The sequence below is a fragment of the Thioclava sp. PTB-PU3-1 genome (genome assembly GCF_055666785.1).
In genome coordinates, this window is the sequence record NZ_JBVNVL010000007.1 from 157,568 (window position 1) to 180,683 (window position 23,116).

Annotated in this window: 23 protein-coding genes and 1 tRNA gene; 13 read left to right on the forward strand and 11 right to left on the reverse strand. The window is 65.2% G+C overall.

The window, feature by feature from the left end:
- Nucleotides 1-256 precede the first annotated feature (256 nt).
- The 8 genes from ACZ7GB_RS17260 to ACZ7GB_RS17295 all read left to right on the forward strand — a co-directional run bounded on the left by ACZ7GB_RS17260 (nucleotide 257) and on the right by ACZ7GB_RS17295 (nucleotide 8,519).
- Nucleotides 257-2,422, forward strand: a complete 2,166-nt coding sequence (locus ACZ7GB_RS17260; protein WP_472159703.1) for a malate synthase G — start codon at nucleotides 257-259, stop codon at nucleotides 2,420-2,422.
- On the forward strand, nucleotides 2,419-2,841 hold the full coding sequence (locus ACZ7GB_RS17265) for a GlcG/HbpS family heme-binding protein (RefSeq protein ID WP_078547435.1): 423 nt from the start codon (nucleotides 2,419-2,421) through the stop codon (nucleotides 2,839-2,841). The genes ACZ7GB_RS17260 and ACZ7GB_RS17265 overlap by 4 nt, the downstream gene beginning before the upstream one ends.
- Nucleotides 2,842-2,984: 143 nt before the next feature.
- Nucleotides 2,985-4,730, forward strand: coding sequence for an arginine--tRNA ligase (gene argS, locus ACZ7GB_RS17270; protein WP_472159705.1), 1,746 nt, complete (start codon nucleotides 2,985-2,987; stop codon nucleotides 4,728-4,730).
- A 74-nt stretch (nucleotides 4,731-4,804) separates the two neighbouring features.
- Complete coding sequence (locus tag ACZ7GB_RS17275; RefSeq protein ID WP_472159706.1) at nucleotides 4,805-5,851, forward strand: SPOR domain-containing protein; 1,047 nt, start codon at nucleotides 4,805-4,807, stop codon at nucleotides 5,849-5,851.
- On the forward strand, nucleotides 5,851-6,852 hold the full coding sequence (nagZ, locus tag ACZ7GB_RS17280) for a beta-N-acetylhexosaminidase (RefSeq protein WP_472159708.1): 1,002 nt from the start codon (nucleotides 5,851-5,853) through the stop codon (nucleotides 6,850-6,852). Before ACZ7GB_RS17275 ends, nagZ begins: the two co-directional genes overlap by 1 nt.
- The gene (locus tag ACZ7GB_RS17285; RefSeq protein WP_078522820.1) at nucleotides 6,845-7,627 is read left to right on the forward strand and encodes a segregation and condensation protein A; all 783 of its coding nucleotides are present in this window, start codon (nucleotides 6,845-6,847) and stop codon (nucleotides 7,625-7,627) included. Before nagZ ends, ACZ7GB_RS17285 begins: the two co-directional genes overlap by 8 nt.
- Nucleotides 7,624-8,289, forward strand: coding sequence for an SMC-Scp complex subunit ScpB (gene scpB / locus ACZ7GB_RS17290; protein ID WP_078522819.1), 666 nt, complete (start codon nucleotides 7,624-7,626; stop codon nucleotides 8,287-8,289). Before ACZ7GB_RS17285 ends, scpB begins: the two co-directional genes overlap by 4 nt.
- Before the next feature lie 14 nt (nucleotides 8,290-8,303).
- Nucleotides 8,304-8,519 carry a hypothetical protein gene (locus ACZ7GB_RS17295; RefSeq protein ID WP_472159709.1) on the forward strand — a complete coding sequence of 72 codons (216 nt, stop codon included), beginning with the start codon at nucleotides 8,304-8,306 and terminating at the stop codon, nucleotides 8,517-8,519.
- Between the two features lie 115 nt (nucleotides 8,520-8,634).
- Here the strand turns inward: ACZ7GB_RS17295 and ACZ7GB_RS17300 are convergent, their stop codons facing one another.
- From ACZ7GB_RS17300 to ACZ7GB_RS17310, 3 genes are all read right to left on the reverse strand, one after another.
- On the reverse strand, nucleotides 8,635-9,066 hold the full coding sequence (locus ACZ7GB_RS17300; protein ID WP_472159711.1) for a glyoxalase superfamily protein: 432 nt from the start codon (nucleotides 9,064-9,066) through the stop codon (nucleotides 8,635-8,637).
- A complete protein-coding gene (locus ACZ7GB_RS17305) occupies nucleotides 9,063-10,388 on the reverse strand; it encodes an MATE family efflux transporter (protein WP_472159712.1) in 1,326 nt (441 codons plus the stop codon). The genes ACZ7GB_RS17300 and ACZ7GB_RS17305 overlap by 4 nt, the downstream gene beginning before the upstream one ends.
- A gap of 335 nt (nucleotides 10,389-10,723) precedes the next feature.
- The gene (locus ACZ7GB_RS17310; protein ID WP_472159714.1) at nucleotides 10,724-11,566 is read right to left on the reverse strand and encodes an AAA family ATPase; all 843 of its coding nucleotides are present in this window, start codon (nucleotides 11,564-11,566) and stop codon (nucleotides 10,724-10,726) included.
- A 238-nt stretch (nucleotides 11,567-11,804) separates the two neighbouring features.
- Here ACZ7GB_RS17310 and dksA point away from each other — a divergent pair, with 238 nt between their 5' ends.
- The gene (gene dksA, locus ACZ7GB_RS17315) at nucleotides 11,805-12,227 is read left to right on the forward strand and encodes an RNA polymerase-binding protein DksA (protein WP_078522815.1); all 423 of its coding nucleotides are present in this window, start codon (nucleotides 11,805-11,807) and stop codon (nucleotides 12,225-12,227) included.
- A 123-nt stretch (nucleotides 12,228-12,350) separates the two neighbouring features.
- Nucleotides 12,351-13,523, forward strand: coding sequence for an FAD-dependent monooxygenase (locus ACZ7GB_RS17320; RefSeq protein WP_472159716.1), 1,173 nt, complete (start codon nucleotides 12,351-12,353; stop codon nucleotides 13,521-13,523).
- A 287-nt stretch (nucleotides 13,524-13,810) separates the two neighbouring features.
- Here the strand turns inward: ACZ7GB_RS17320 and ACZ7GB_RS17325 are convergent, their stop codons facing one another.
- The 8 genes from ACZ7GB_RS17325 to ACZ7GB_RS17360 all read right to left on the reverse strand — a co-directional run bounded on the left by ACZ7GB_RS17325 (nucleotide 13,811) and on the right by ACZ7GB_RS17360 (nucleotide 19,736).
- On the reverse strand, nucleotides 13,811-14,893 hold the full coding sequence (locus ACZ7GB_RS17325) for a 2'-deoxycytidine 5'-triphosphate deaminase (protein WP_078542747.1): 1,083 nt from the start codon (nucleotides 14,891-14,893) through the stop codon (nucleotides 13,811-13,813).
- A 61-nt stretch (nucleotides 14,894-14,954) separates the two neighbouring features.
- Nucleotides 14,955-15,032 (reverse strand) — tRNA-Pro (locus tag ACZ7GB_RS17330).
- 87 nt (nucleotides 15,033-15,119) lie between these two features.
- Nucleotides 15,120-16,079 (reverse strand): MerR family transcriptional regulator, encoded by a 960-nt coding sequence (locus ACZ7GB_RS17335; protein WP_472159718.1) that lies wholly within the window; start codon nucleotides 16,077-16,079, stop codon nucleotides 15,120-15,122.
- Nucleotides 16,080-16,106: 27 nt separating this feature from the next.
- Entirely contained in the window at nucleotides 16,107-16,406 is a 300-nt protein-coding gene (ihfA, locus tag ACZ7GB_RS17340; RefSeq protein ID WP_075775489.1) for an integration host factor subunit alpha, read from the reverse strand.
- A 145-nt stretch (nucleotides 16,407-16,551) separates the two neighbouring features.
- Nucleotides 16,552-17,526: a beta-ketoacyl-ACP synthase III gene (locus ACZ7GB_RS17345; RefSeq protein WP_078542750.1), complete on the reverse strand. Its 975-nt coding sequence runs from the start codon at nucleotides 17,524-17,526 to the stop codon at nucleotides 16,552-16,554.
- Nucleotides 17,523-18,644, reverse strand: a complete 1,122-nt coding sequence (gene plsX, locus ACZ7GB_RS17350) for a phosphate acyltransferase PlsX (RefSeq protein WP_078522910.1) — start codon at nucleotides 18,642-18,644, stop codon at nucleotides 17,523-17,525. Before plsX ends, ACZ7GB_RS17345 begins: the two co-directional genes overlap by 4 nt.
- A 78-nt stretch (nucleotides 18,645-18,722) precedes the next feature.
- Nucleotides 18,723-18,929 carry a 50S ribosomal protein L32 gene (rpmF, locus tag ACZ7GB_RS17355; protein WP_078522810.1) on the reverse strand — a complete coding sequence of 69 codons (207 nt, stop codon included), beginning with the start codon at nucleotides 18,927-18,929 and terminating at the stop codon, nucleotides 18,723-18,725.
- A 216-nt stretch (nucleotides 18,930-19,145) separates the two neighbouring features.
- Nucleotides 19,146-19,736 carry a YceD family protein gene (locus ACZ7GB_RS17360; RefSeq protein WP_472159719.1) on the reverse strand — a complete coding sequence of 197 codons (591 nt, stop codon included), beginning with the start codon at nucleotides 19,734-19,736 and terminating at the stop codon, nucleotides 19,146-19,148.
- Between the two features lie 170 nt (nucleotides 19,737-19,906).
- Here ACZ7GB_RS17360 and ACZ7GB_RS17365 point away from each other — a divergent pair, with 170 nt between their 5' ends.
- The 3 genes from ACZ7GB_RS17365 (at nucleotide 19,907) to ACZ7GB_RS17375 (ending at nucleotide 23,097) form a co-directional block, all read left to right on the forward strand.
- A complete protein-coding gene (locus ACZ7GB_RS17365) occupies nucleotides 19,907-20,359 on the forward strand; it encodes an outer membrane protein assembly factor BamE (RefSeq protein WP_078522808.1) in 453 nt (150 codons plus the stop codon).
- Nucleotides 20,360-20,409: 50 nt separating this feature from the next.
- Nucleotides 20,410-21,126, forward strand: coding sequence for a GNAT family N-acetyltransferase (locus ACZ7GB_RS17370; protein ID WP_472159721.1), 717 nt, complete (start codon nucleotides 20,410-20,412; stop codon nucleotides 21,124-21,126).
- Between the two features lie 141 nt (nucleotides 21,127-21,267).
- Complete coding sequence (locus ACZ7GB_RS17375) at nucleotides 21,268-23,097, forward strand: ABC-F family ATP-binding cassette domain-containing protein (protein ID WP_472159722.1); 1,830 nt, start codon at nucleotides 21,268-21,270, stop codon at nucleotides 23,095-23,097.
- The last annotated feature ends 19 nt before the right edge of the window (nucleotides 23,098-23,116 follow it).

A 23,116-nucleotide genomic window follows, 5' to 3' on the forward strand; every position in this document is an offset into this window, starting at 1 on the left:
TGTCCACCACGCAAGCGCCCGAGACGACTGGTGTCGGCAATGTTGAAAGCAATGGCGACGCGACGCAGGCCGACCCGATCCAGCAGTGAGCTCGGACGGGTCGCGCGCGGCTGCATCGCTCCCGCTTCCGTGAGCCGCTGGCCTTTTGACGCCCTTTCACCGTCTTAGCGTCTTCCCGCGCGCTGGCGGCAATCCGCTGGACATTCACGCTCAGCGGTTTCATCTAGTACGCGTCTAAGAAAACCGGGAGGGCACAATGGCACAGCGGGTCGCACGAAACGAACTGCAGGTGGCGGTCGAACTGGCCGCCTTCATCGAGGATCAGGCTTTGCCGGGAACTGGCGTCGCGCCGGAGCGCTTCTGGGAGGGGCTGTCGGACCTGCTGCATACGCAGGGGCAGAAGAACCGCGCGCTGCTGGAGGCGCGCGAGGCGATCCAGTCCAAGCTCGACGACTGGCACGCGCATCACCGCGCCGAAGGCTTTGATTTCGAAGACTATAAATCCTTCCTGAAAGAGATCGGCTACCTCCTGCCCGAAGGCGACGACTTCAAGATCGAGACGCCGGAAACCGATCCCGAATTCGCCACCGTCTGCGGTCCGCAGCTCGTCGTGCCGATCACCAATGCGCGCTATGCGCTCAATGCCGCGAATGCGCGCTGGGGCAGCCTTTACGATGCGCTTTACGGCACGGATGCGCTTGGCGATCTGCCGCAGGGCAAGGGCTATGACCCCGAACGTGGCGCCCGCGTGATCGAGCGTGCGAAGGCATTTCTCGACGAGGCAGTGCCGCTTGCAGGCGGCAGCTGGACCGGTGTGACCGCGCTGCGCGTAGAGAACGGCGTCTTCTTCGTCGAGAACGCGGTGGGCGAAACGGGGCTGGCCGATCCGGCGCAGTTCCTCGGGTTCAACATTTCCGACGAGGGCGCGCTGTCGGAGGTTCTGCTGGAAAATAACGGGCTGCATCTCGTGATCGAGATCGACCCGACCACCGAGGTCGGTCAGGCCGATCCTGCCGATATCGCCGATGTCATCCTCGAGGCCGCGATCAGCACGATCATGGATTGCGAGGACTCGGTTGCCTGTGTCGATGCCGAGGACAAGGTTCAGGCCTATGGTAACTGGCTGGGTCTGATGAAGGGCGATCTGCGCGAAAACGTCGTGAAGAACGGCGAGAAGACGGTCCGGCGGCTTGAAGGCGATTACCAGTTCACCGGCGGCGGTGGCGAGAAGATCACGCTGAAGGGCCGTTCGCTGATGTTGGTGCGCAATGTCGGCCACCTGATGACCACGCCCGCGATCCTGACCCGCGACGGCGAAGAGGCCTTCGAGGGGCTGATGGACGCGATGGTCACCACGCTTTGTGCGATGCATGACCTGAAGAAGACCGAAGGTCCGCGCAACTCGGTTACCGGCTCAGTCTATGTGGTGAAGCCGAAGATGCACGGCCCCGAAGAGGTCGCCTTCGCGACCGAGATCTTCGACAAGGTCGAAGAGGTTCTGGGCCTGCCGCGTTACACGGTGAAGCTGGGCATCATGGACGAGGAGCGCCGCACCTCGGTCAATCTCAAGGAATGCATCCGCGCCGCGAAGAACCGCGTGGCCTTCATCAACACGGGCTTCCTCGACCGCACGGGCGACGAGATCTACACCTCGATGCAGGCCGGTCCGATGCTCGCCAAGGGCGAGATGAAGGGCCAGCCGTGGATCGAAGCCTATGAGGATCGCAACGTCGATATCGGGCTGGCCTGCGGGCTGGCGGGCAAGGCGCAGATCGGCAAAGGCATGTGGGCGATGCCCGACCGGATGGCCGATATGCTCGAGGCCAAGGTCAACCATCCGCTGGCGGGCGCGAACTGCGCCTGGGTGCCGTCGCCGACGGCGGCCACGCTGCATGCCACGCATTACCACAAGGTCGATGTGAAGCGCCGCCAGCAGGAGATCGCCGCGATGAACCGCCCGGCGCGGCTCGACGATCTGCTGACGATCCCGCTCGCACGGGGCAAGAACTACTCGGAAGAGGAAATCCGCACCGAGATCGAGAACAACGCGCAGGGCATCCTCGGCTATGTCGTGCGCTGGGTCGATCAGGGTGTCGGCTGCTCGAAGGTGCCCGACATCCACGACGTGGGCCTGATGGAAGACCGCGCGACCTGCCGGATTTCCAGCCAGGCGATCGCGAACTGGCTCGAACATGGGCTGGTCAGCGAGGGTCAGGTGATGGAGGCGCTGCGCAAAATGGCCAAGGTCGTCGACCGCCAGAACGAGGGCGACCCGAACTACCGCCCGATGGCGCCTGGCTATGACGGCTTCGCCTTCCAGGCGGCGTGCGATCTGTGCTTCCTGGGCACGGTCCAGCCCTCGGGATATACGGAACCGGTGCTGCATCAGCGCCGCCTGCAAGTGAAGGAGGAACGCGCATGATCACCCTGGAACAAGCGCAGAAGATGATCGACACCGCGCTCGCGCAAGGTGTGGAAGACGAACTGAAACCGCTCTCGGCGATCGTGCTGGATGCGGGCGGTCACCCGCTGGCTTTCGCGCGCGCCGACGGCGCCGCGCCGGGTCGGTTCGAGATCGCGCGCGCCAAGGCTTACGGCGCGGTGATGCTGGGCATGGGCGGCAAGGCGCAGATGGCGCGGGCCGAAGCGCAGGCCTATTTCATGGCCGCGGTGAACGGCATCTATGACGGCAAGACCTGCCCGGTGCCCGGCGGCGTGCTGATCCGCGACGAGAGCGGGGCGGTGATCGGTGCGATGGGCGTCACCGGCGACACCTCGGACAATGACGCCAAGGTGGCTGTCGCCGGGATCGAGGCTGCGGGCTTTACTGCCGAGGACTGATCCTCTCGCAAGGTCCGATTTCGGGCGGTCCGGCAGGCGATGCCGGGCCGCCCGCGTCGTCTCTGCCTACCGCGGCCCCCGCTCGGGCCATTGACGCGCCCGGCGCGCTCTGGCAGGGGAGAGCGCAAATAAGGACAATGAGAATGCACCTGTTTTCCGACATCCGCGCCGCGGTGATTGCGGCACTCGATCAGATGGTTTCCGAGGGCGCGCTGCCCGAGGGGCTGGACTACGCAAACGTCGCGGTGGAGCCGCCGCGCGATCCGCTGCATGGCGACATGGCGACCAACGCCGCGATGGTGCTGGCCAAGCCCGCCAAATCGAAGCCGCGCGACATCGCCGAGACGCTGGCGGGCAAGCTGGCCGCAGATGACCGGATCGTCAGCGCCGATGTGGCCGGTCCCGGCTTCATCAACCTGCGCCTCGATCCGAAAGTTTGGGCGGATGTGACCCACTCCGTGCTCAAAGAGGGCGCGGATTACGGGCGTTCCGATCTGGGCAAGGGTGTGAAGGTCAACGTGGAATATGTCTCCGCGAACCCCACGGGCCCGATGCATGTCGGCCATACGCGCGGCGCCGTGTTCGGCGATGCGCTCGCGAGCCTGCTGGACTTCGCGGGCTATGACGTCACGCGGGAATATTACATCAACGATGGTGGCGCGCAGGTCGATGTGCTCGCCCGTTCGGCTTATGAGCGTTATCGCGAAGCCTGTGGCCTCGAGCCGGAAATCCGCGAGGGGCTTTACCCGGGCGATTACCTGATCCCGGTCGGCGAGGCGATCAAGGCGAAGTATGGCGAGAGCCTGCTCGACAAGCCCGAGGAAGACTGGCTCGAAGATATCCGCGAATTCGCGACCGAGCAGATGATGGAGATGATCCGCGGGGATCTCGCCTGTCTCGGCGTGAAGATGGATGTGTTCTCCTCCGAGAAGTCGCTCTACGGCACCGGCCAGATCGAAGCGGCGCTGAAGCGGCTCGAGGATCTGGGGCTGATCTACGAAGGCGTGCTCGACCCGCCGAAGGGCAAGCTGCCCGAGGATTGGGAGGAGCGCGAGCAGACGCTGTTCCGCTCGACCGATTATGGCGATGACGTGGACCGTCCGGTGAAGAAGTCGGATGGCTCGTGGACCTATTTCGCCCCGGATATCGCCTATCACTGGACCAAGATCGACCGCGGTTACGACCTGCTGATCGACGTCTTCGGCGCCGACCATGGCGGCTATGTGAAGCGGATGAAGGCAGCGGTGGCCGCTCTGTCGGATCGCAAGGTGACGCTCGACATCAAGCTGATCCAGCTGGTGAAGCTGTTCAAGAATGGCGAGCCCTTCAAGATGTCGAAGCGCGCGGGCACGTTTGTCACGCTGCGCGACGTGGTGGAGCAGGCGGGCGCGGATGTAACCCGTTTCCACATGCTCACTCGCAAGAACGACGCGCCGCTGGATTTCGATTTCGACAAGGTGCTGGAGCAGTCCAAGGACAACCCGGTCTTCTACGTGCAATATGCGCATGCCCGGGTCTGCTCGGTGCTGCGCAAGGCGGCGGAAGCGGGCTGGGATATGTCCGACGCACGTCTGGCCGAGGTCGATCTGTCCGGCGAGTGGCATCCGTCCGAGCTGGAACTGGTCAAGAAGATCGCCGAATGGCCGCGTCTTCTGGAGATAGCGGCGCGCGCGAACGAGCCGCACCGGGTGGCGTTCTACCTCTACGATCTTGCCTCGGACCTGCACAGCCTGTGGAACCGTGGTAATGACGAGCCGGCCCTGCGCTTCCTGCAGGATGGCAATGAGGCCGCATCGGCGGCGAAAATCGCCCTTGCCCGTGCCAGCGCCGTTGTCATTTCCGCCGGTCTTGGTATTCTTGGCGTGACCCCGGCTGAAGAGATGCGATAAACGCACGCCGCCGGGAACAGGCAAATTCCGGGTCAACCGGGCAAGGCCGGGCAACCGGCGGCGAGGCGACGAGCATGACGACCTACGACTACCGCGAGAGTGGGGGTTACGGGCATGAACACCCGCAGCCCCATTACGCGCATCCCGAAGATCCCGCTCCTGAACGTGCGCCACGCGTCGTATCGCGATGGGTCAATGTGGCCGGCGCGCTGACATCGGTCGCGATGATCGCGGGTCTGGTGGTCTGGGGCTACAAGCTGGCGATGCGCGACCTCAACGGCGTGCCGGTGATCCGCGCGATGGACGGGCCCGCCCGGATCGCGCCCGAGGATCCGGGTGGCGAACTTGCGCGCCATACCGGTCTTGCCGTGAACGACGTCGCTGGCACGGGGCAGGCGGCGCCTGCGCCCGAGAAAGTGACGCTCGCGCCCAGCCCCGAAGGCTTCACCGACGACGACAAGCCGATGGGCGAGCTGGCGGCAGAGGCCAAGGTGGCAGGCGATGAGGCCAACCCGGCGGCCAATCCGGCCGTAGAGGCCGCGATCGCCGCGCTCGAGCCTGCCGCGCTCAATGCCGATCCGTCGCAGGTCCAGGACGCGCCCGACATTCCCGTTAAGCCCGCGCTGATGAGCCCGGCCATGCCCGAGACGCGCCCCGACGCGGTCGCGCAGGAGGCAACACCCGAGAGCGACGTCGTCAGTGGCGTAATCCCGGCCTCAGTGCCGGGCGTCTCGCGCTCGCCGCGGCCGCAGACCAAGCCGATGCGCGATCAGCTTCTGGCGGCGGCGCTGGAGCAGGCGGTGACGAAGCAAATGTCGGCGGGACAGGCCGAGAAAGGTGTCGTCGATCTCGATCCGTCGGAACTGTCCGCAGGCACGCGCCTCGTGCAGCTTGGCGCCTTCGACACTGAGGCCGCGGCCAAGGGCGAATGGGACCGCATCGCCAAGCGCTTCGACGCGCTGATGTCCGGCAAGAAGCGCGTGGTTCAGAAGGCCAGCTCCGGCGGGCGCGATTTCTATCGCCTGCGCGTCGCTGGCTTTGACGACGTGACCGAAGCGCGCCAGTTCTGCGCCGCCCTCGTGGCCGAGCGGCAGAACTGCATCCCGACGCAGGCGCGCTGATGGGCGTCGCCGCGATCTTCGGCTGCGAGGGGACCGAGCTCTCCGCGCGCGAACGCGATTTCTTCCGCGAGGCCGACCCGTGGGGCTTCATCCTGTTCTCGCGCAATATCGACACACCCGAGCAGGTCGCCCGGCTGACCGATGCGCTGCGGGGGGCGGTGGGCCGCGATGCGCCGGTGCTGATCGATCAGGAAGGCGGGCGGGTGCAGCGGATGCGCGGTCCGCAATGGCGCGAATGGCTGCCGCCGCTGGAGCAGGCGAAGCGGGCAGGGGATGCGGCGCCGCGCTCGTTCTGGCTGCGCTCGCGGATCATGGCCGAGGAACTGCGTGCGGTCGGCATCGACGTGAACTGCGCGCCCACCTGCGATATCGCGGGGCTTCTGACCCATCCGTTCCTGCAAAACCGCTGTCTGGGCAAGGATGCGGCCACCGTGATCGCCAATGCGCGCGCCACGGCCGACGGGCTGCTGGCGGGCGGCGTGCTGCCGGTGATCAAGCATATCCCCGGCCACGGCCGGGCGATCTCCGACAGCCACAAGGACCTGCCCGTGGTCGAGGCCTCCAAGGCCGATCTGATCGCGAGCGATTTCGCTCCCTTCAAGGCGCTGAACGATTTGCCGCTGGGCATGACCGCACATATCCGTTTCACCGCGCTCGACGCGGCCCCCGCGACGCAAAGCGCGAAGATCATCAAGATGATCCGCGAGGAGATCGGCTTCGACGGGCTGCTGATGAGCGACGATATCGGGATGGAGGCGCTCGCGGGTGGCTTCGGAACACGCACGGCTGCCGCGCTGGCGGCTGGCTGCGATCTGGTGCTCCATTGCAAGGGCGACATGCCCGCGATGGAAGAGGTGGCGATGGCGGCTCCGGCGATGAGCGAGGCGGCAAAGGCCCGCGCCGAGGCCGCGCTGGACCGGCGCTTGCCGCCCGAGACAGTTGACATGGCCGCGCTCGATGCCGAACTTGAGGCACTCTTGAGCGGCGGCATGGATGAGTGACACCGAAAATCTGTTCGACTCGCAAACGGTAGCGGATCGGCTTCAGGCCGAGGCGCTGATCGTCGATGTCGACGGGTTCGAAGGCCCGCTCGACCTTTTGCTGACGCTCTCGCGCAGCCAGAAAGTCGATCTGCGCAAGATCTCCGTGCTGCAACTGGCCGAGCAATATCTGGCCTTCGTCGACCGCGCCAAAGCGCTGCGGATCGAGTTGGCCGCCGATTACCTCGTGATGGCGGCGTGGCTCGCCTTCCTGAAATCGCGGCTTCTGCTGCCGCCCGATCCGGAGGCCGAAGGCCCCTCAGCGGAAGATCTGGCCGAACATCTGGCTTTCCAGCTGGAACGCCTGCAGGCGATGCGCGAGGCGGCGGCGCAGCTGATGGCGCGCGACCGGCTGGGGCGCGACACCTTCGCGCGCGGTATCTCGGAAGAGGTCGAGCGCGTCCGCAAGGTCACCTATTCGGCCTCGCTGATGGACCTGATGCAGGCCTATGCGCGCATCCGCACGCGCGACGAATTCCGCCCCTACGCGTTCGATCGGACCAATGTCTTCACGATGGAGGAGGCGCTGGACCGGATGCGCGGGCTGATCGGTTTCGCGGGCGGCTGGTCGGAGCTGACCACCTTCCTGCCCGACGGCTGGACCGCCGATCCCAAACGCCGACGCTCGGCCACCGCCGCGACCTTCGCGGCCTCGTTGGAAATGGCCAAGCAAGGCCAGATCGAGCTGCGCCAGAGCGATACGTTCCAACCCATTTCGATCCGGAAGAAGACATGAACGACGAACCGGAACAGACTGAAGAAAAAGAAGAAACCCTTTTCGCGGCGCCGCCCATCGCCGAGCAGGAGCGGATGGTCGAAGCGATCCTCTTCGCCTCTGCCGAACCCGTCCGCATCCGCGAGATGGAAGAGCGGATGCCGCATGGCTGCGACCCCGCCGAGGCGCTCGTGCATCTGCGCAAGCGCTACGAAGGGCGCGGCGTGCGCGTGGTGAAGGTGGGTGACGCCTGGGCGGTGCGCACTGCGCCCGATCTCGCCTTCCTGATGCAGAAGGAGACGGTGGAGGAGCGCAAGCTGTCCCGCGCCGCCGTCGAAACGCTCGCGATTATCGCCTATCACCAGCCGGTCACCCGCGCCGAGATCGAGGAGATCCGCGGCGTCGCCGTCTCGCGCGGCACGATCGACCAGTTGCTGGAGATGGAATGGATCCGCTTCGGCCGCCGCCGGATGACGCCGGGCCGCCCCGTCACCTTCGTCGTGACGCAGGAATTCCTAGACCAGTTCAGCCTCGAGAGCGCCCGCGATCTGCCGGGCCTCAAGGAGCTGCGCGCCGCCGGTCTGCTGGACTCGCGCCCCCTGCCGGGTGCAGGCTCGGATGACGACGAGGAGGGCGAGGAGGACGAGGCCCAGACCGGCCAGTCCGAATTGTTCGAGGATTGACAGGGGGATATCTGATGAACTTCAACCAGATCATCAACATGGTCATCCGGATGTTCCTGCGCCGCGGGATCAACTGGGGGATCAACAAGGGCGTCGGCATGGCCTCTAAGCGCGGCGGCAAGGGCAAAGCTCAGGGCCCGATGACGGCGCAGGAGCGCAAGCAGGCCCAGACCGCGCGCGACGCGGTGAAGCGGGCAAGGAAGGCGGCGCGGATCACGCGGCGCATGTGAGGGGCTCCGGCAGCTCGCGACGCGGCAGCTTTGCGGACAAAGTTGCCATTCGCTGCGACGGCCGAACCTCCCGAAGAGGTCCGGCAAAGGGCTACCGCTCAAAGGAAATGTGAGATCAGGACGGCGCTTTCTCCAAGGTAAGATGGGGTGTGCCATCCGACGTTCTGCTGTGGCTGCACCCATCTTCGCGCAGCGTGCCACAAATGCGGGACCGCCAATTCGAGAAGCTGTCGAACCGCACCGTGTCGATCGGCTTTTCCAGCGCGATTTCGACCCGGCGATGCGCGGCGGGACCCGAAAGGGCGACGATCTTTCCGCTAAAGGCTTGTCCGAGGTAGTGTCCGGTCACCCGGTCGCCCAGGGCAAGTTCCGGTGGCGCATTGCGTTGACTGAGACGGGCGTGAAGCGTGTTCCAGTCCCGCGCCCCATGTTGCCGGGCGACGAGTTCGAGAGCCTGGGCATGACTGACGGTCATACCCTGGGCCTGCAAGGCCTGACGCAGTGCCTTGGCCTGCGTCTTGACGGTGTCGAGGGATGCTTGTGTCATGCGGCTTCCTTCGCGTGCGGCGTTGCGGAGATGGGCGCAGTGAGGCGGTTACGGACGACAAGGATCAAGGCCAGCGCAAACAGCGCAGCATCAGCGATGGGGAAGGCGAACCACAGGCCGTCGATCCCCGCCACTGCGTTCAGGACAAGCAGCAGCGCGGGCGTCAGCAGCCACGGCTTGGTCAGGGTGAGTGCCGCAGTCCGGAGCGGATACCCCATCGCTTGAAAATGCAGGGCGAGGACGAGGATGGGGCCGGTGACGACGTAGAGGGCCGTCATCGGCCTCAGGATCGCGGCAACTGCCGAGACGACCTCCCGGTCGTTCGAGAACATCGCGCCCAAGGGCTCGCCCAGAAAGGCTCCGGTGAGCGTCACACCAAGGCACCACAGGAACGCGCTTCCCATGGCAAGCCGCAAGGCTGCGCCGGCCCGATCCAGCCGGCCCGCGCCCGCGTTGTTGCCGGTGATGCTCTGGGTGCTCAGCGCGATCGCCATCTGTGGCAGGAAGGCCAGTCCGAGAATGCGTGTCACCACGCCGTAGGCCGCGATAAAGGTTGCATGGTTCGTGGCGGCGGTGCCGACGGCGAGGAGAACCACGCTTGAAACCAAGGCCATCCCAATGAAGGTCAGGCACAAAGGGAGCCCGAGCGAGAAGATCTGCAGCCACCCCGACAGCCAACTGTGGCGGCGGAGTGCCCCAAGGGGCAACAGGTCGCGATCGCGTTCCCGCAGGACCAGCAGCAGCGCGAGGCCGAGAGACTGCGCGCCCACGGTGCCGATCGCAGAGCCCGCCACCCCCAATCCAAACAGCACGATCGCGATGTAGTTCGCGCCGATGTTCAGCAGATTCACGAGCACCGAGAGCATGGCGATCTGCCCTGCACGTCCCTCGTTGCGCAGGGCATCGGCGTGCAGACCCAAAGCGAACTGGATTGGCGCGCCGAGTATCAGGATCAGAAGGTAGCTCTGCGCCCCACCTGCGACCGCCGCGTTTCCGGCTGCGAGTGCGGAAATGATGACAGGCCCCACCGACAAAGCGCCTGCGATCAGCGCCGCGCTGATGGCCAGGGCCAACCCGTGGGCACCTGCGAAGACGGCTCCAGCCTGTGTGCGAGCACCTGCACCCAGATGGCGGGCGAGCAAGCTCGACATGCCGCCACCGGCCAAAGTCGTCAGTGCCGTGAGCAGCATGACGACCGGAAAGGCCAGGCTGACCGACGCCAGGGCCTGGGCGCCGACGAAGCGCCCGACGAAGATCCCGTCTACGACGTTAAGCAGCCCACCCATCGACATGACCACCGCCATGGGCAGGGTATTCGACACGAACAATCGTCCGACGGGCTGTGTCAGGAGACGGTTTTCAATTGCAGTAGATGCAGGTCCAGCGGACATGGCTCACTCCTCCAGAGAGGCATTTCGGATCGGGAGGGAGCCTGCATTGCCCACCAGCGAAATGCTTCGAGGGTGAGATGTCGTCTTGTTCCGGGCTTCACCGTGACTCGCGTCCGCAGGCGGCAGGTGCCCGGCACCTACCGGCTTCTTAAGAGGGAACCCCATCAAGCGCAATAGGCATGCAAGGTCGCGCGACCGCGCGGCCCCGAGATGCATGAGTGTTACGCTATAAAGTCCAGACCCGGAGCTATGGGCTCAATCCTGACTCACCGCCCCTGACGTCGCGCCATGAAGGCGAGCCGCTCGAACAAATGCACATCCTGCTCGTTCTTCAGAAGCGCTCCGTGCAGTTTCGGCAGCAGGCTCGCGCCTTCGCGTTTGAGGTCTTCGGGGTTCAGATCCTCGGCCAGCAGCAGCTTCAGCCAGTCGAGCACTTCGCTCGTCGAGGGTTTCTTCTTCAGGCCCGGGGTCTTGCGGATCTCGTAGAACTGGCTCAGCGCCTCGGTCAGCAGGCGGTCCTTGATGTCGGGGAAGTGGACGGCGACGATTTCGCGCATCACTTCCGGCTCTGGAAAGCGGATGTAGTGGAAGAAGCAGCGGCGCAGGAAGGCGTCGGGCAGTTCCTTCTCGTTATTCGAGGTGATGATGACGACGGGGCGGTGTTTGGCCCGGATCGTCTCGCCGGTCTCGTAGACGTGGAACTCCATCTTATCGAGTTCCTGCAGCAGGTCGTTCGGGAACTCGATATCGGCCTTGTCGACCTCGTCGATCAGCAGCACGACTTTCTCGCCTGCCTCGAAGGCCTGCCAGAGCTTGCCCTTGCGGATGTAGTTCTTCACGTCGTTGACGCGTTCGTCGCCCAGCTGGCTGTCGCGCAGCCGGCTGACGGCGTCGTATTCGTAAAGGCCCTGCTGCGCCTTGGTGGTGGATTTGATGTTCCACTCGACCATCTCCATCCCGAGGCTCTGCGCCACCTGCCGCGCGAGTTCCGTCTTGCCGGTGCCCGGCTCGCCCTTCACCAGAAGAGGGCGCTCCAGCGCCACGGCGGCGTTGACCGCGACGGTCAGATCGGGCGGGGCGACATAGCTGTCGGTCGATTGAAATTGCACGGGGAACACGCTCCGGTTTCGAGATCGCTGCGCAATGATCTTGCGCAAATCGTTTGCAACCTATCTGCGCCAAAATGCTGCCGCAACCCGGGCGTAAGAATTGATGAGGAAACACGCAGTCCGGGCGAATGCGGACGTGACAACACTGTGTTCTTGGGGTATTGCCTCGCCCGAGGAGAGTTGGCCGATGGCGAATGACGATCATGGTGACGCCCCCGGCACGTATGAGAGGGCAGGTATGAGAGCTGAAGTATTCCTTCCGGATGATTATCGTCCGGCCGAGAATGAACCCTTCATGAATGACCGGCAGCTGGAGTATTTCCGCAGAAAGCTTCTGGCGTGGAAGGCCGAACTTCTCGAACAATCCGCTGAAACGCTCGAAGGTCTCGCGGAATCCGCGCGCAACGTTCCCGATATTGCCGATCGCGCCTCCGAGGAAACCGATCGTGCGCTGGAACTGCGCACCCGCGACCGTCAGCGCAAGCTGGTCAGCAAGATCGACTCGGCGCTGCGTCGGATCGACAATGGCGAATACGGCTATTGCGAGAAGACCGGGGAGCCGATCTCGCTCAAGCGTCTCGATGCGCGTCCGATCGCGACGATGACGCTGGAAGCGCAGGAAAAACACGAGCGCCGCGAACGGGTGCATCGCGACGACTGATCGCCTGCGCGCACTGCGTGTGGGGATGCACAAAACGCGCGTTGCCTTCGGGCGGGAAGGCGCGCAAAACAATTCGACACCGGCACCGCCAAGGTGCCGGTGTTCGCTTTTGAAGGAGGTCCCATGCTGATCGGGCGCAAGGTTACGGTTCTGGGTGCAGGGATCGCGGGGCTGACCGTGGCGCGGGCTCTGGCGATGCGCGGCGCGGATGTCGAGGTGCTCGAACAGGCCGAGGCGATCCGCGAAGTGGGCGCCGGGCTGCAGGTCTCGCCCAACGGGGCGGCGGTGCTGCGCGCTCTGGGGCTGGGTAAGGCGCTGGAGGCGGCGGGGCCGCGCGCCGAGGCGGTGCGCCTCGTCGATGGCGAGACCGGAAGTCAGGTCGCCAAGCTCGATATGGCGCGGCTGCGCCCCGATGCGGATTACCATTTCGTCCATCGTGCCCGACTGATCGAATTGCTGGCCGATGGGGCGCGCGAGGCAGGGGTGAAAATCCGGCTTTTGCAGCAGATTGAGCGGGTGGACCTGTCCGGGCCGCATCCGGTGCTGCACACCAAACAGGGCGCCGAGATCGAGACCGACCTTCTGATTGGCGCGGACGGGCTCAATTCCAAGACGCGCGAGGCGCTCAACGGGCGGGTGGCGCCGTTCTTTACCCATCAGGTGGCGTGGCGCGCGCTGGTGCCATGCGACGATGCCGAGCCGAAGATCGCGCAGGTCTTCATGGGCGCGGGCAAGCATCTTGTGAGCTATCCGCTGGGCCGGGGGCTGCGCAATGTCGTGGCCGTCGAGGAGCGGCATCGCTGGGTCGAGGAAAGCTGGGCGCTCGAGGATGATCCGATCAATCTGCGCACCGCCTTCGAGGATTTCTGCCCGACCGTGCGCGGTTGGCTCGATCAGGTCGAGAAGGTGAACCTCTGGGGGTTGTTCCGTCACCCGGTGGCCGAGCGCTGGTTCGCGCCCGGTGTCGCGATTCTGGGCGACGCCGCGCATCCGACGCTGCCCTTCCTCGCGCAGGGGGCGGTGATGGCGATGGAGGATGCCTGGGTTCTGGCCGAGGCGCTTGCCAATTACGAGACCGACGACGTGGCCTTCGCCGCCTATCAGGAGGCGCGCTGGGATCGCTGCGATCAGATCGTGACTGCTGCGAACAAGAACGCGCGGAACTATCACCTCTCGGGGGCGCCGCGCACCTTTGGTCATCTCGCATTGCGTGCCGCCTCGCGGTTCACGCCGGAGCGGCTCGTGGGGCGGTTCGATTGGATCTATGGCCACGATGTGACGCAGCAGGCGGGGTAGGGCGGTGGTGCCTGTCTGAGGGCGCATAGGGCTGCGCCCGACCTCGGGTGGGCGCGTGCAGCTTTTGTGGTCTGCGATTTATCGAGACGTATCCTTGAAACATCTGTGCGCGCAGTGGCGGTGCAATAGCGCCCTCCCGGGGGGAGGTCGGGCGCTGCCCGGGGCTGGTCGCCCCGGGCGGTAACAAAGACCTCACGTCTCGACAGTTCAGAGCTTTCCCCCGGCCCTTCGCTTGCGCTTCGGGCGTTCGCCGGGCGTCCTTCCACTGGAAGGCCGCTATTCCCGGCTCACCCCATGCGGAAATGCTTGGCGAGCTTCAGGCCCTGTCCCTGATAGTTCGAGGCGATGTCCTTGCCGTAAAGCTGGCGCGGCTCCTCGGCCATGCGCTCGTAGACGAGACGGCCAACGACCTGCCCATGCTCGAGCGCGAAGGGGGCCTCGTGGCAGCGCACCTCCAGCACCCCGCGCGAGCCGGTGCCGCCAGCAGCGCCATGTCCGAAGCCGGGATCGAAGAAGCCTGCGTAATGGACGCGGAATTCGCCGACCATCGCCAGATAGGGCGCCATTTCGGCGGCGTGATCGGGCGGGATCGTCACGGCCTCGCGGCTGACGAGGATATAGAATGCGCCGGGGTCGAGGATGATGCGGCCATCTGAGGCGCGGACCTCTTCCCAGAAATCGCGGGCCGGGTAATGGCCGATCTTGTCGATGTCGATCACCCCGGTATGGGGTTTGGCGCGGTAGCCCACCAGATCGCCCTCGGCGGGCTTCAGATCGACCGAGAAGCCCAGGCCCTCGTCGATCACGGCGGGGCCGTCCACAAGCGGCTCCTGCTGGTGCAGGATCTTCAGCTCGGCATCGCTGAGCACCGCCTGACCGGCGCGGAAGCGGATCTGGTTGAGTCGCATTCCCGGCCGCACCAGCACCGAGAAGCTGCGCGGGCAGATCTCTGCATAAAGCGGGCCGTTATAGCCCTCGGGGATTCGGTCGAACTCGGTGCCGTCATCGGTAATCAGGCGCGTGAGCAGATCGAGCCGCCCGGTGGAGCTTTTGGCATTGGCGACCGCCGTGACGCCCTCGGGCAGCGCGAGGGTCTCCATCAGCGGCACGAGATAGACGCAGCCCTTTTCCAGCACCACGCCGTCATCGGTCAGCGCCATGCGGTGCATCTCGAAGTCATGCAGGCGGTGGGCGACCTTCTGCCCCTTGCCCGCGAGGAACGAGGCGCGCAGCCGATAGGCCACGGTGCCAAGCCGCAAATCGAGGCTCGCAGGTTGAATTTGTTCGGGGATGATGGCTGGCTCGGCGGCGATCTCACCGCGCGTGATCATGTCTTGCAGCATCGTGTCAGGCAGCACGCCGATGGTCATCCGATCCCTCCTCCGGATACACGAACGCCCACCCCGATGAAGAGGTGGGCGTTTGTCGAATTGGTCGGGCTGGCGAGATTCGAACTCACGACCTTCCGTCCCCCAGACGGACGCGCTAACCAGGCTGCGCCACAGCCCGACGAGGGGGATATAGTGCGAACCGGGCGGCGGGTGCAAGCAGTTAGTGAGAGAAATTTCACGCCAATTCGTCCGGGGTTAAGATCACTCATTCCGCCTGCGCGGAGCCATGCTGTGCGAGCCGCACCTGAAGGGCCTGCGCACGCAGGCGCAACATGCGCAGATCGCCCCGGTCGGCGGGGCTGAGCCGCGCCGGATCGAGCGTACGGAGCCCATGCAAGAGCCGTGCGAGGTCCGGACGCGCGACAAGTTTCGCGGCGCGTTCCTGCGGCCCGCGGTCGATCGTTATGGCCACGACAGGAGCCATCGGCTCCGGCTCGGGTTCGACATCGAGCGCCATCGGGGCCTCTGCGTCTTCATCCCACGCGTCTTCTTCCGGGGATTCGCTGGAGGCGGTCTCCGGCTCTTCGAAGAAGGAAGGCTGAGATGGGGCAGGGAAGGGTGTCACCGAGCCGCCCTGATGGGCCTCAATGGGGGCGTCCTCGGTGGGGCTGAGATCGAGCAGTTCCTCGGGGCGCTCAGGAAGCGCCTCGGTCTGGGACTCGTCTTGAGCTGTATCCTGCGCGCTGTCCTCGAGAGAGGCCGCCTCTTGCGGGGCTTCCTCCTGCGGCGCGATTTCTTCCGGTGCTGCCTCGGTCGACTCGGGCTCGCCGAGGTTCGCGTTCTGCGCCTGAGGCGCCTCTTGCGGGGCCGGGCTGTGCTGAGGCGCGGCAACCGGGGCAATCGGCTCCGGAGCGCTCCGCGTGGCCTCATCGGCCTCGCGCTCATCCTCGACGCTGACCTCGCCACGCGCAGCCACTTCGCGGATGCCTTCCTCGCGCAGCAGTTTCTGCACGCCGCGGATGGTCATACCTTCTTCATGCAGGAGATGCTTGATGCCGCCCAGAAGGGCCACATCGGCAGGCCGATAATACCGCCGCCCGCCGGCACGCTTGACCGGTTTCACTTGCGTGAACTTGCTCTCCCAGAACCGAAGAACGTGGGTCGGCGTGTCGAGAAGGTCTGAAACCTCAGAGATCGTCCGAAACGCGTCGGCGGATTTACCCATCGGTAGGACCTGTCATTTGTTATCGGGTTACTTCGAGTTGCCCGCCGCCACGCGGTCCTTCATCAGATGCGAGGGACGGAAGGACAGCACGCGACGCGGCGAGATCGGAACCTCTTCGCCGGTCTTGGGATTGCGGCCCATGCGCTTGGCTTTCTCGCGCACCGAGAAGGTGCCGAACGAACTGATCTTGACCGTCTCCCCCTCCACGAGGGCGTCGGACATATGCTGCAGCACGCTTTCGACGAGCTGAGCCGATTCATTGCGCGACAATCCGACTTCGCGGAACACCGCTTCGCTCAGATCCATGCGCGTCAGGGTCTTCGACATCCTATCCCCCCGGATAAAGAGTTTGGCTAACAGTGACCGACCGTAATTCCCGAGTCAATATCAAGCACTTGGCGGACGGGATTGATGCGCGGGCTCACGCGCGTTTGCGCGGGAAACGCATAAAACGAATGCAGAGAGGCCGCGCTTACCAGCGCAGGACCACGGAGCCCCATGCCAGACCGCCGCCGATCGCCTCGGTGACCAGCACCTGGCCCTCCTTGATCTGGCCGCGTTGCTTGCCGACCGAGAGGGCCAGCGGGATCGACGCCGCAGAGGTGTTGCCGTGGTCCTGAACCGTGACGATCACGCGGTCCATCGGCAGCTGCATCCGCTCGGCCGTGGCCGAGATGATGCGCAGGTTCGCCTGATGCGGCACGATCCAGTCGACGTTCTCGCCGGTGAGCCCGGCTTTATCGAGCGCCTTATGCGCGGTTTCCGCGAGCTTGGTGACGGCATGTTTGAAGACCGCATTGCCCTGCATGCGCAGATGGCCCGCCGTGCCGGTGGTGGAGACCCCGCCATCGACATAGAGCAGGTCCTTGTAGCGCCCGTCGGAATGAAGATCAGACGACAGGATGCCGCGATCATTCGCCGTGCCGGTGCCTTCGGCGGCCTCGAGGACCAGCGCGCCTGCGCCGTCGCCAAAGAGCACACAGGTGCCGCGGTCGGTCCAGTCCATGATCCGCGAGAAGGTCTCGGCGCCGATGACCAGCACGCGCTCGGCCTGACCCGAGAGGATCAGCCCGTTCGCATTGGTCAGCGCGAAGATGAAGCCTGCGCAGACGGCCTGCACGTCATAGGCAAAGCCCGTGGTCGAGCCCAGCCCCGCCTGAACCATCGTGGCGACGGAGGGGAAGGTGCTGTCGGGCGTGGAGGTCGCGACGACGATCGCGTCGATCTGGTCGACGCTCATATTCGCGTCTTCGAGCGCGGCCTTCGCGGCCTTGATCGCGAGATCGGAGGTGTATTCCCCTTCGGCGGCGATGTGACGACGCTCGATCCCGGTACGCCCGCGAATCCATTCATCCGTGGTATCGAGCGTTTTCTCGAACTCGGCGTTCTCGACAACGCGCTCGGGCAGGTAATGGCCTACGCCGCGCACCACGGATCTGATCGTCATTGGCTGCTCTCGCTTTTCTCGGCGGCAGATGGCGCGCCGGATTTGGTCTCATCCTGCCCCGAGGGAAGGGTGGTGGCAACCCGTGCGGCAAGCTTCGCGCCGAAGCCCGAGCGTGCCAGACGGGCGGCCAGTTCGATCGCGGCGGCGAAGCTGGTGGCATCCGCCGAGCCGTGCGATTTCACGACCGTGCCGTTGAGGCCGAGGAAGACGCCGCCATTGGCGCGGCGCGGATCTGTCTTGTGCCGCAGGCGCTTGAGCGCGCCCATTGCGAAGAGAGCGCCCAGCTTCGACATCACCGAAGAGGTCAGCGCTTCGCGCAGGAGTTCGGCCACGAATTTCGCTGTGCCCTCGCCGGTTTTCAGCGCGACATTGCCGGTGAAGCCGTCGGTCACGATTACGTCGGCGCGCGCGCCGGCCAGCTCATTACCCTCGACGAAACCCGCGAAGTCGAACTGCCCCGCCTCTTGGGCGTTGCTGATCAGCTCATAGGCTTCTTTGAGTTCGGGGCGGCCTTTGTGCTCTTCGGTGCCGATATTCAGCAGGCCGATGCGCGGACGCTCAAGTCCCAGCGCGTTGCGCGCGTAGGAGGTGCCCATCAGAGCATAAGTCAGAAGATCCTCCGCATCGGCTTTCACGTCGGCGCCCATGTCGAGCATGACGTTCCAGCCCGCAGGCCCCCGGGAGGGCCAGAAGGAGGCGATGGCCGGACGGTTCACGCCCGGCATTTTGCGCAGCCGCATCATCGAGATCAGCATCAGCGCCCCGGTATTCCCGCAGGAGACCGCGACATCGGCCTCCTTGTCGCGCACCGATTCGATGGCCGACCACATTGAGGTGTCCTGCCCGTTGCGCAGAACCTGCGCGGGCTTGTCCTCCATCGTGACGGTTCGCTCGGCGTGGCGCAGATCGACACAGTCGCCAAGATCGTGCTTGGCGATCAGCGGTTCGAGCTGCGCGCGCGGGCCGTGGATGATGAAATGCAAATCGGGGTGAGCGCGATGCGCCTTCGCGACGCCGGCGATCGTGGCTTCGGGGCCAAGATCACCACCCATCGCGTCGACGGACAGAACGACAGCGCCGGCATTCGCCGGCGCTTTGCCCTTCTGGGCGGCTCGCATTTCTGCGGCCTTCATCTGCGATCCCGACTGCGGCTGGTCCTGCGTATCTTGCATGACGTGCGGCGCGGGTCGACGGGCTTACGCCGCGTCGTCGTCCAGATCGACCTCTTCGGTCAGAGCGACGACTTCACGGTCGGCGTAGTGACCGCAGGACGGGCAGACGTGGTGCGGGCGCTTGAGTTCGCCGCAGCTGGGGCATTCCGCCGGGTTGCCAGCGGTAAGCGAGTCGTGGGCGCGGCGCATGTTACGGCGCGAACGCGTGACTTTATTCTGAGGGACAGCCATGTCTCAACCTCGGGGTTTCGGGGGCCAGTAGCCCGTGTTTGCGGCGTTACAGCCCTGATTTTCCTTGTGGTTTCGTCACTTGGCCGAAAGCGTCTCTCGGGGTGCGAAGCCAAACGTCGAATGAGGCCGGGAACATACTCGGATTCTTTTTCCGTGCAAGCCTTTTTTCCGGCCATTTTTCAAGCGGTTTCGGGCGGTGCGAAACCGCGTCTGCCACTATGCGTCGCCCTTACCGTTTTCGCCCTTGGCAAGCAAGTCGCGCAGATTGGCAAATGGCTTCATCTGCTCGTCGCTGAGCGGCTCGGCGCCCGGCTCGGTGACCTGCGCGCCTTCCAGCTCCGCGTCTGCTGCACGCGGATAAAGCGGCAGGGCCAGCTCCATCGCCTCGAGCGCGACCACGCCGAGATTCACCGTCGTGGGCAGCGGTTCGGCGGTGTCATCCTCGGGCATTTCGACCTCTTCGGAGGTCGGCATCTCCATATCGGCGAGATAACGCCGCACGACCTCTTCGCGAATATCGGTCGTGACCGGGGCGAGGGTGATCACACAATCCTGAACCACGCGGGCCTCGAGGGTCGCGCGCAATTCCCAGTCCGAGCGTCCCTTCGGCGCGAGCTCACCCTTGAGGCGCAGCGCCTCGACGTCGCGAATATCTGCCCAGTCTGCGATCGCCTTGAGCCGCTCTCCCATGGCTTCGATGTCGAAGCGCGTGGGCTTGCGGCTGGGCAGATCGGCCAGCCGCATGGGCTCGCTCCAGATCGTCTCGGGGGCGGCGGGCAGGTCGGGATCGACGGGGGTCTGTGTCATGTCCGGCTCCTTGTTTTGGGTCGCTCGGTGTTGTCCTGCGACCCTTTGCATGCGCCCGAGTGCCCAATCGGCGCGCTCTAGCGCTTGAGGGCGGCGCAGTCATGATGTAAGCGTCACTAAAAGCCCGAAGTGTCAGAGGCAATAGGGGGTTGCAGGTGGGGATCGGTTCTATGATGCGCAAGGCCATGCTGTTTATCGCGTTCGGCGTGGTGCTTTTCGCGGGCGCCTGCTCTCCGATTTACCGTAACCACGGCTATGTGCCGATTGACCAAGACCTCGCTCAGATCGAGGTCGGCAAGAGCACGCGTGACGATGTCGCCGCCGCGATCGGGCGGCCCAGCTCAACCGGGCTTCTGGAAGGCTCGGGCTGGTATTACGTCGGCTCGCGCTGGAAAACCGTGACCTGGCACGCCCCTGAGGAAATCAGCCGGGAAGTCGTCGCCGTGTCGTTCAACGACAATGGCGTCGTCACCAATGTCGAACGCTTCGGGCTTGAAAAAGGTCAGGTCGTGACGCTGTCGCGCCGCGTGACCGAGAGCAAGGTCAAGGGCATCGGCTTCTTGCGTCAGCTGATGGGCTCGATCGGTCGTATCAATGCAGGCCAGGTTCTCGGCGACAACTGATCGCGGCGAGGCGGCCGGTAGCCGGCCGCCGCCATGACCCGCGAGGTCGTATGTCCCTGAGTTTCGCAAAAGGCGCCTATCAGGTCCGCGAGGCACAAAGTCCGGATGATCGCGAGGCGGTGCTGCGCCTGCGGGCGGAGGCATTCCGGGCCGGGGCTTCCGATGCAGACCGCTTCGACCCGCTTTGCCGCCACATCCTGATTTGCGACGATCATGGACCCGCCGCCGCCGCGCGGCTTTTGCTGCTGGAGGGTGGGGCCGCGCTGTCCGAGGGCTATTGTGCACAGTTCTACGATCTCGCGCCGCTCGCCGCATGGGCCGGGCCGATCCTCGAGCTGGGGCGCTTCTGCACCCGTCCGGGGTTGCGCGACCCGGACGTGCTGCGTCTGGGCTGGGCGGCGATCACACGGATTGCCGAGGAAAGCGGGGCCGGGTTGATGGTCGGATGTTCCTCGTTCACGGGCAGCGACTGGCAGGCGCATCGCGCAGGTCTCGCCCATCTCGCATCCCGCGCGCTTGGGCCCGCCACTTTGCGCCCGCGCCCCAAAGCGCCCGAACGCGTGGACTATCCCGCCGCGCTGGCGGGGGAGCCGGGCGATGTCAGCGCGCTGCCGCCGCTCCTGCGCAGCTATCTCGGCATGGGCGGCTGGGTGTCGGATCACGCGGTGATCGATCGCGACCTCGACACCTGTCACGTTTTCACCGCGCTGGAGATCGCCGCGATCCCCGAGGCGCGGCGGCGCAGTTTGCGGGCGCTGGCGCGATAAGCCGGGCGGCTGTGAGGCTTGAGAGGGCGGAGGCCTCCGGCGGGGATATTTGTCTCAAGGGGAAGGGGGCGCGGGCGCGGATAGGGGCTTCGTCGCGCATGGCCCATTGACCTTTCGCCAAGGCCCGCTTAGCTCGCGAGCATGGCACGCGCACCGCTTTTACAGCTTTCCGACATATCGCTCACCTTCGGCGGCAATCCCGTTTTCGAAGGTCTCTCCCTCACCGTCCAGCAAGGCGACCGAGTCGCGCTGGTGGGCCGCAACGGCTCGGGCAAATCCACCTTGATGAAGGTGATGGCCGGGCTGATAGAGCCGGATTCGGGGACGCGAGTCGTGCCGCCGGGCATTTCCGTGGGCTATATGGAGCAGGAGCCTGATCTGTCGGGCTTCGCGACGCTGGGCGATTTCGCCGCCTCCGAACTGGACCCTGCCGAGGCCTATAAGGTCGAGATGGTCGCCGAGGGGCTGAAATTCAAACCCGAGACCCCGGTCGAGACCGCCTCGGGCGGCGAGCGGCGGCGCGCGGCGCTGGCGAAGCTTCTGGCCGAGGGGCCGGAGCTGATGCTGCTCGACGAGCCGACGAACCATCTCGATATCGAGGCGATCGCCTGGCTGGAAAACCAGCTGAAGGAGACGCGCAAGGCCTTCGTGCTGATCTCGCACGACCGCGCCTTCCTGCGCGCACTGACGCGGGCCACGCTCTGGATCGACCGCGGCGAAGTGCGCCGCAATGAAGAGGGCTTCGAGACCTTCGAGGAATGGCGCGAAAAGGCTTGGGCGGAGGAAGACGACGCCCGCCACAAACTCAATCGCAAGATCAAGGCCGAGGCGCGTTGGGCGGTCGAAGGCATCTCGGCCCGGCGCAAGCGCAACCAGGGCCGGGTGCGCGCGCTGCAGGCGCTGCGCGCCGAACGCGCGGGCCAGATCAAGCGGCAGGGCGTGGCCGCGATGGAGCTCGACTCGGGCCAGCAATCGGGCAAGCGGGTGATCGAGGCCACGGGCCTGTCCAAGCGCTATGGCGACAAGCAGATCGTGAAGGATTTCGACCTGCGCGTGCTGCGCGGGGATCGCGTGGCTTTCGTCGGTCCCAACGGTGTGGGCAAGACGACGCTTCTGAAGATGCTGACCGGCGAGGTCGAACCCGATGAGGGCGCAGTGAAGCTGGGCACGAATCTCGAGATCGCCGTCTTCGATCAGGCGCGCGCGACGCTCAATCCCGAGCAGACGCTGTGGGACGGGCTGGTCAACGACCCGGACATGGCGGTGAAGGGGCGCTCCGATCAGGTGATGGTGCGCGGCACGCCGAAACACGTCGTGGGCTACCTGAAGGACTTCCTCTTCGATGAGCAACAGGCGCGCGGCCCGATCCGGTCGCTTTCGGGTGGTGAACGCGCGCGGCTCCTGCTGGCGCGGATCATGGCGAAACCGTCGAACCTGCTGATTCTCGACGAACCGACCAACGATCTCGACGTGGAGACGCTCGATCTGCTGCAGGATCTGCTGGGCGAATATGACGGCACGGTGCTGCTGGTCAGCCACGACCGCGATTTCATCGACCGCGTCGCCAGCACGACCATCGCGATGGAAGGCGATGGGCGCGCCACCGTCTATGCGGGCGGCTGGTCGGATTATCAGGCGCAGAAGGCCGAGTCCGCACCGGAGGCCAAGCCCGCGCCGAAGAAGGACGCCCCCAAGGCAGAGGCGAAACCCGCCGCGCCCCAGAAAGCTGCGCCGAAGAAAGCGGGCCTCAGCTTTACCGAGAAACACCGGCTGGAAGAGCTGCCCGGTGTGATCGAAAAGCTCGAACATGAGATCTCGAAGATCAACGAATTGCTCGCCGATCCCGATCTCTTCACCCGCGAGCCGGTGAAATTCGCCAAGGCCACCGAGATGCTGAGCGACCGCCAGTCGACCCTCGACGCGGCCGAGGTCGAATGGCTCGAGCTCGAAGAGAAGGCGCAAGAGGCCTAGACCCTTCGCCCGCGGCGCG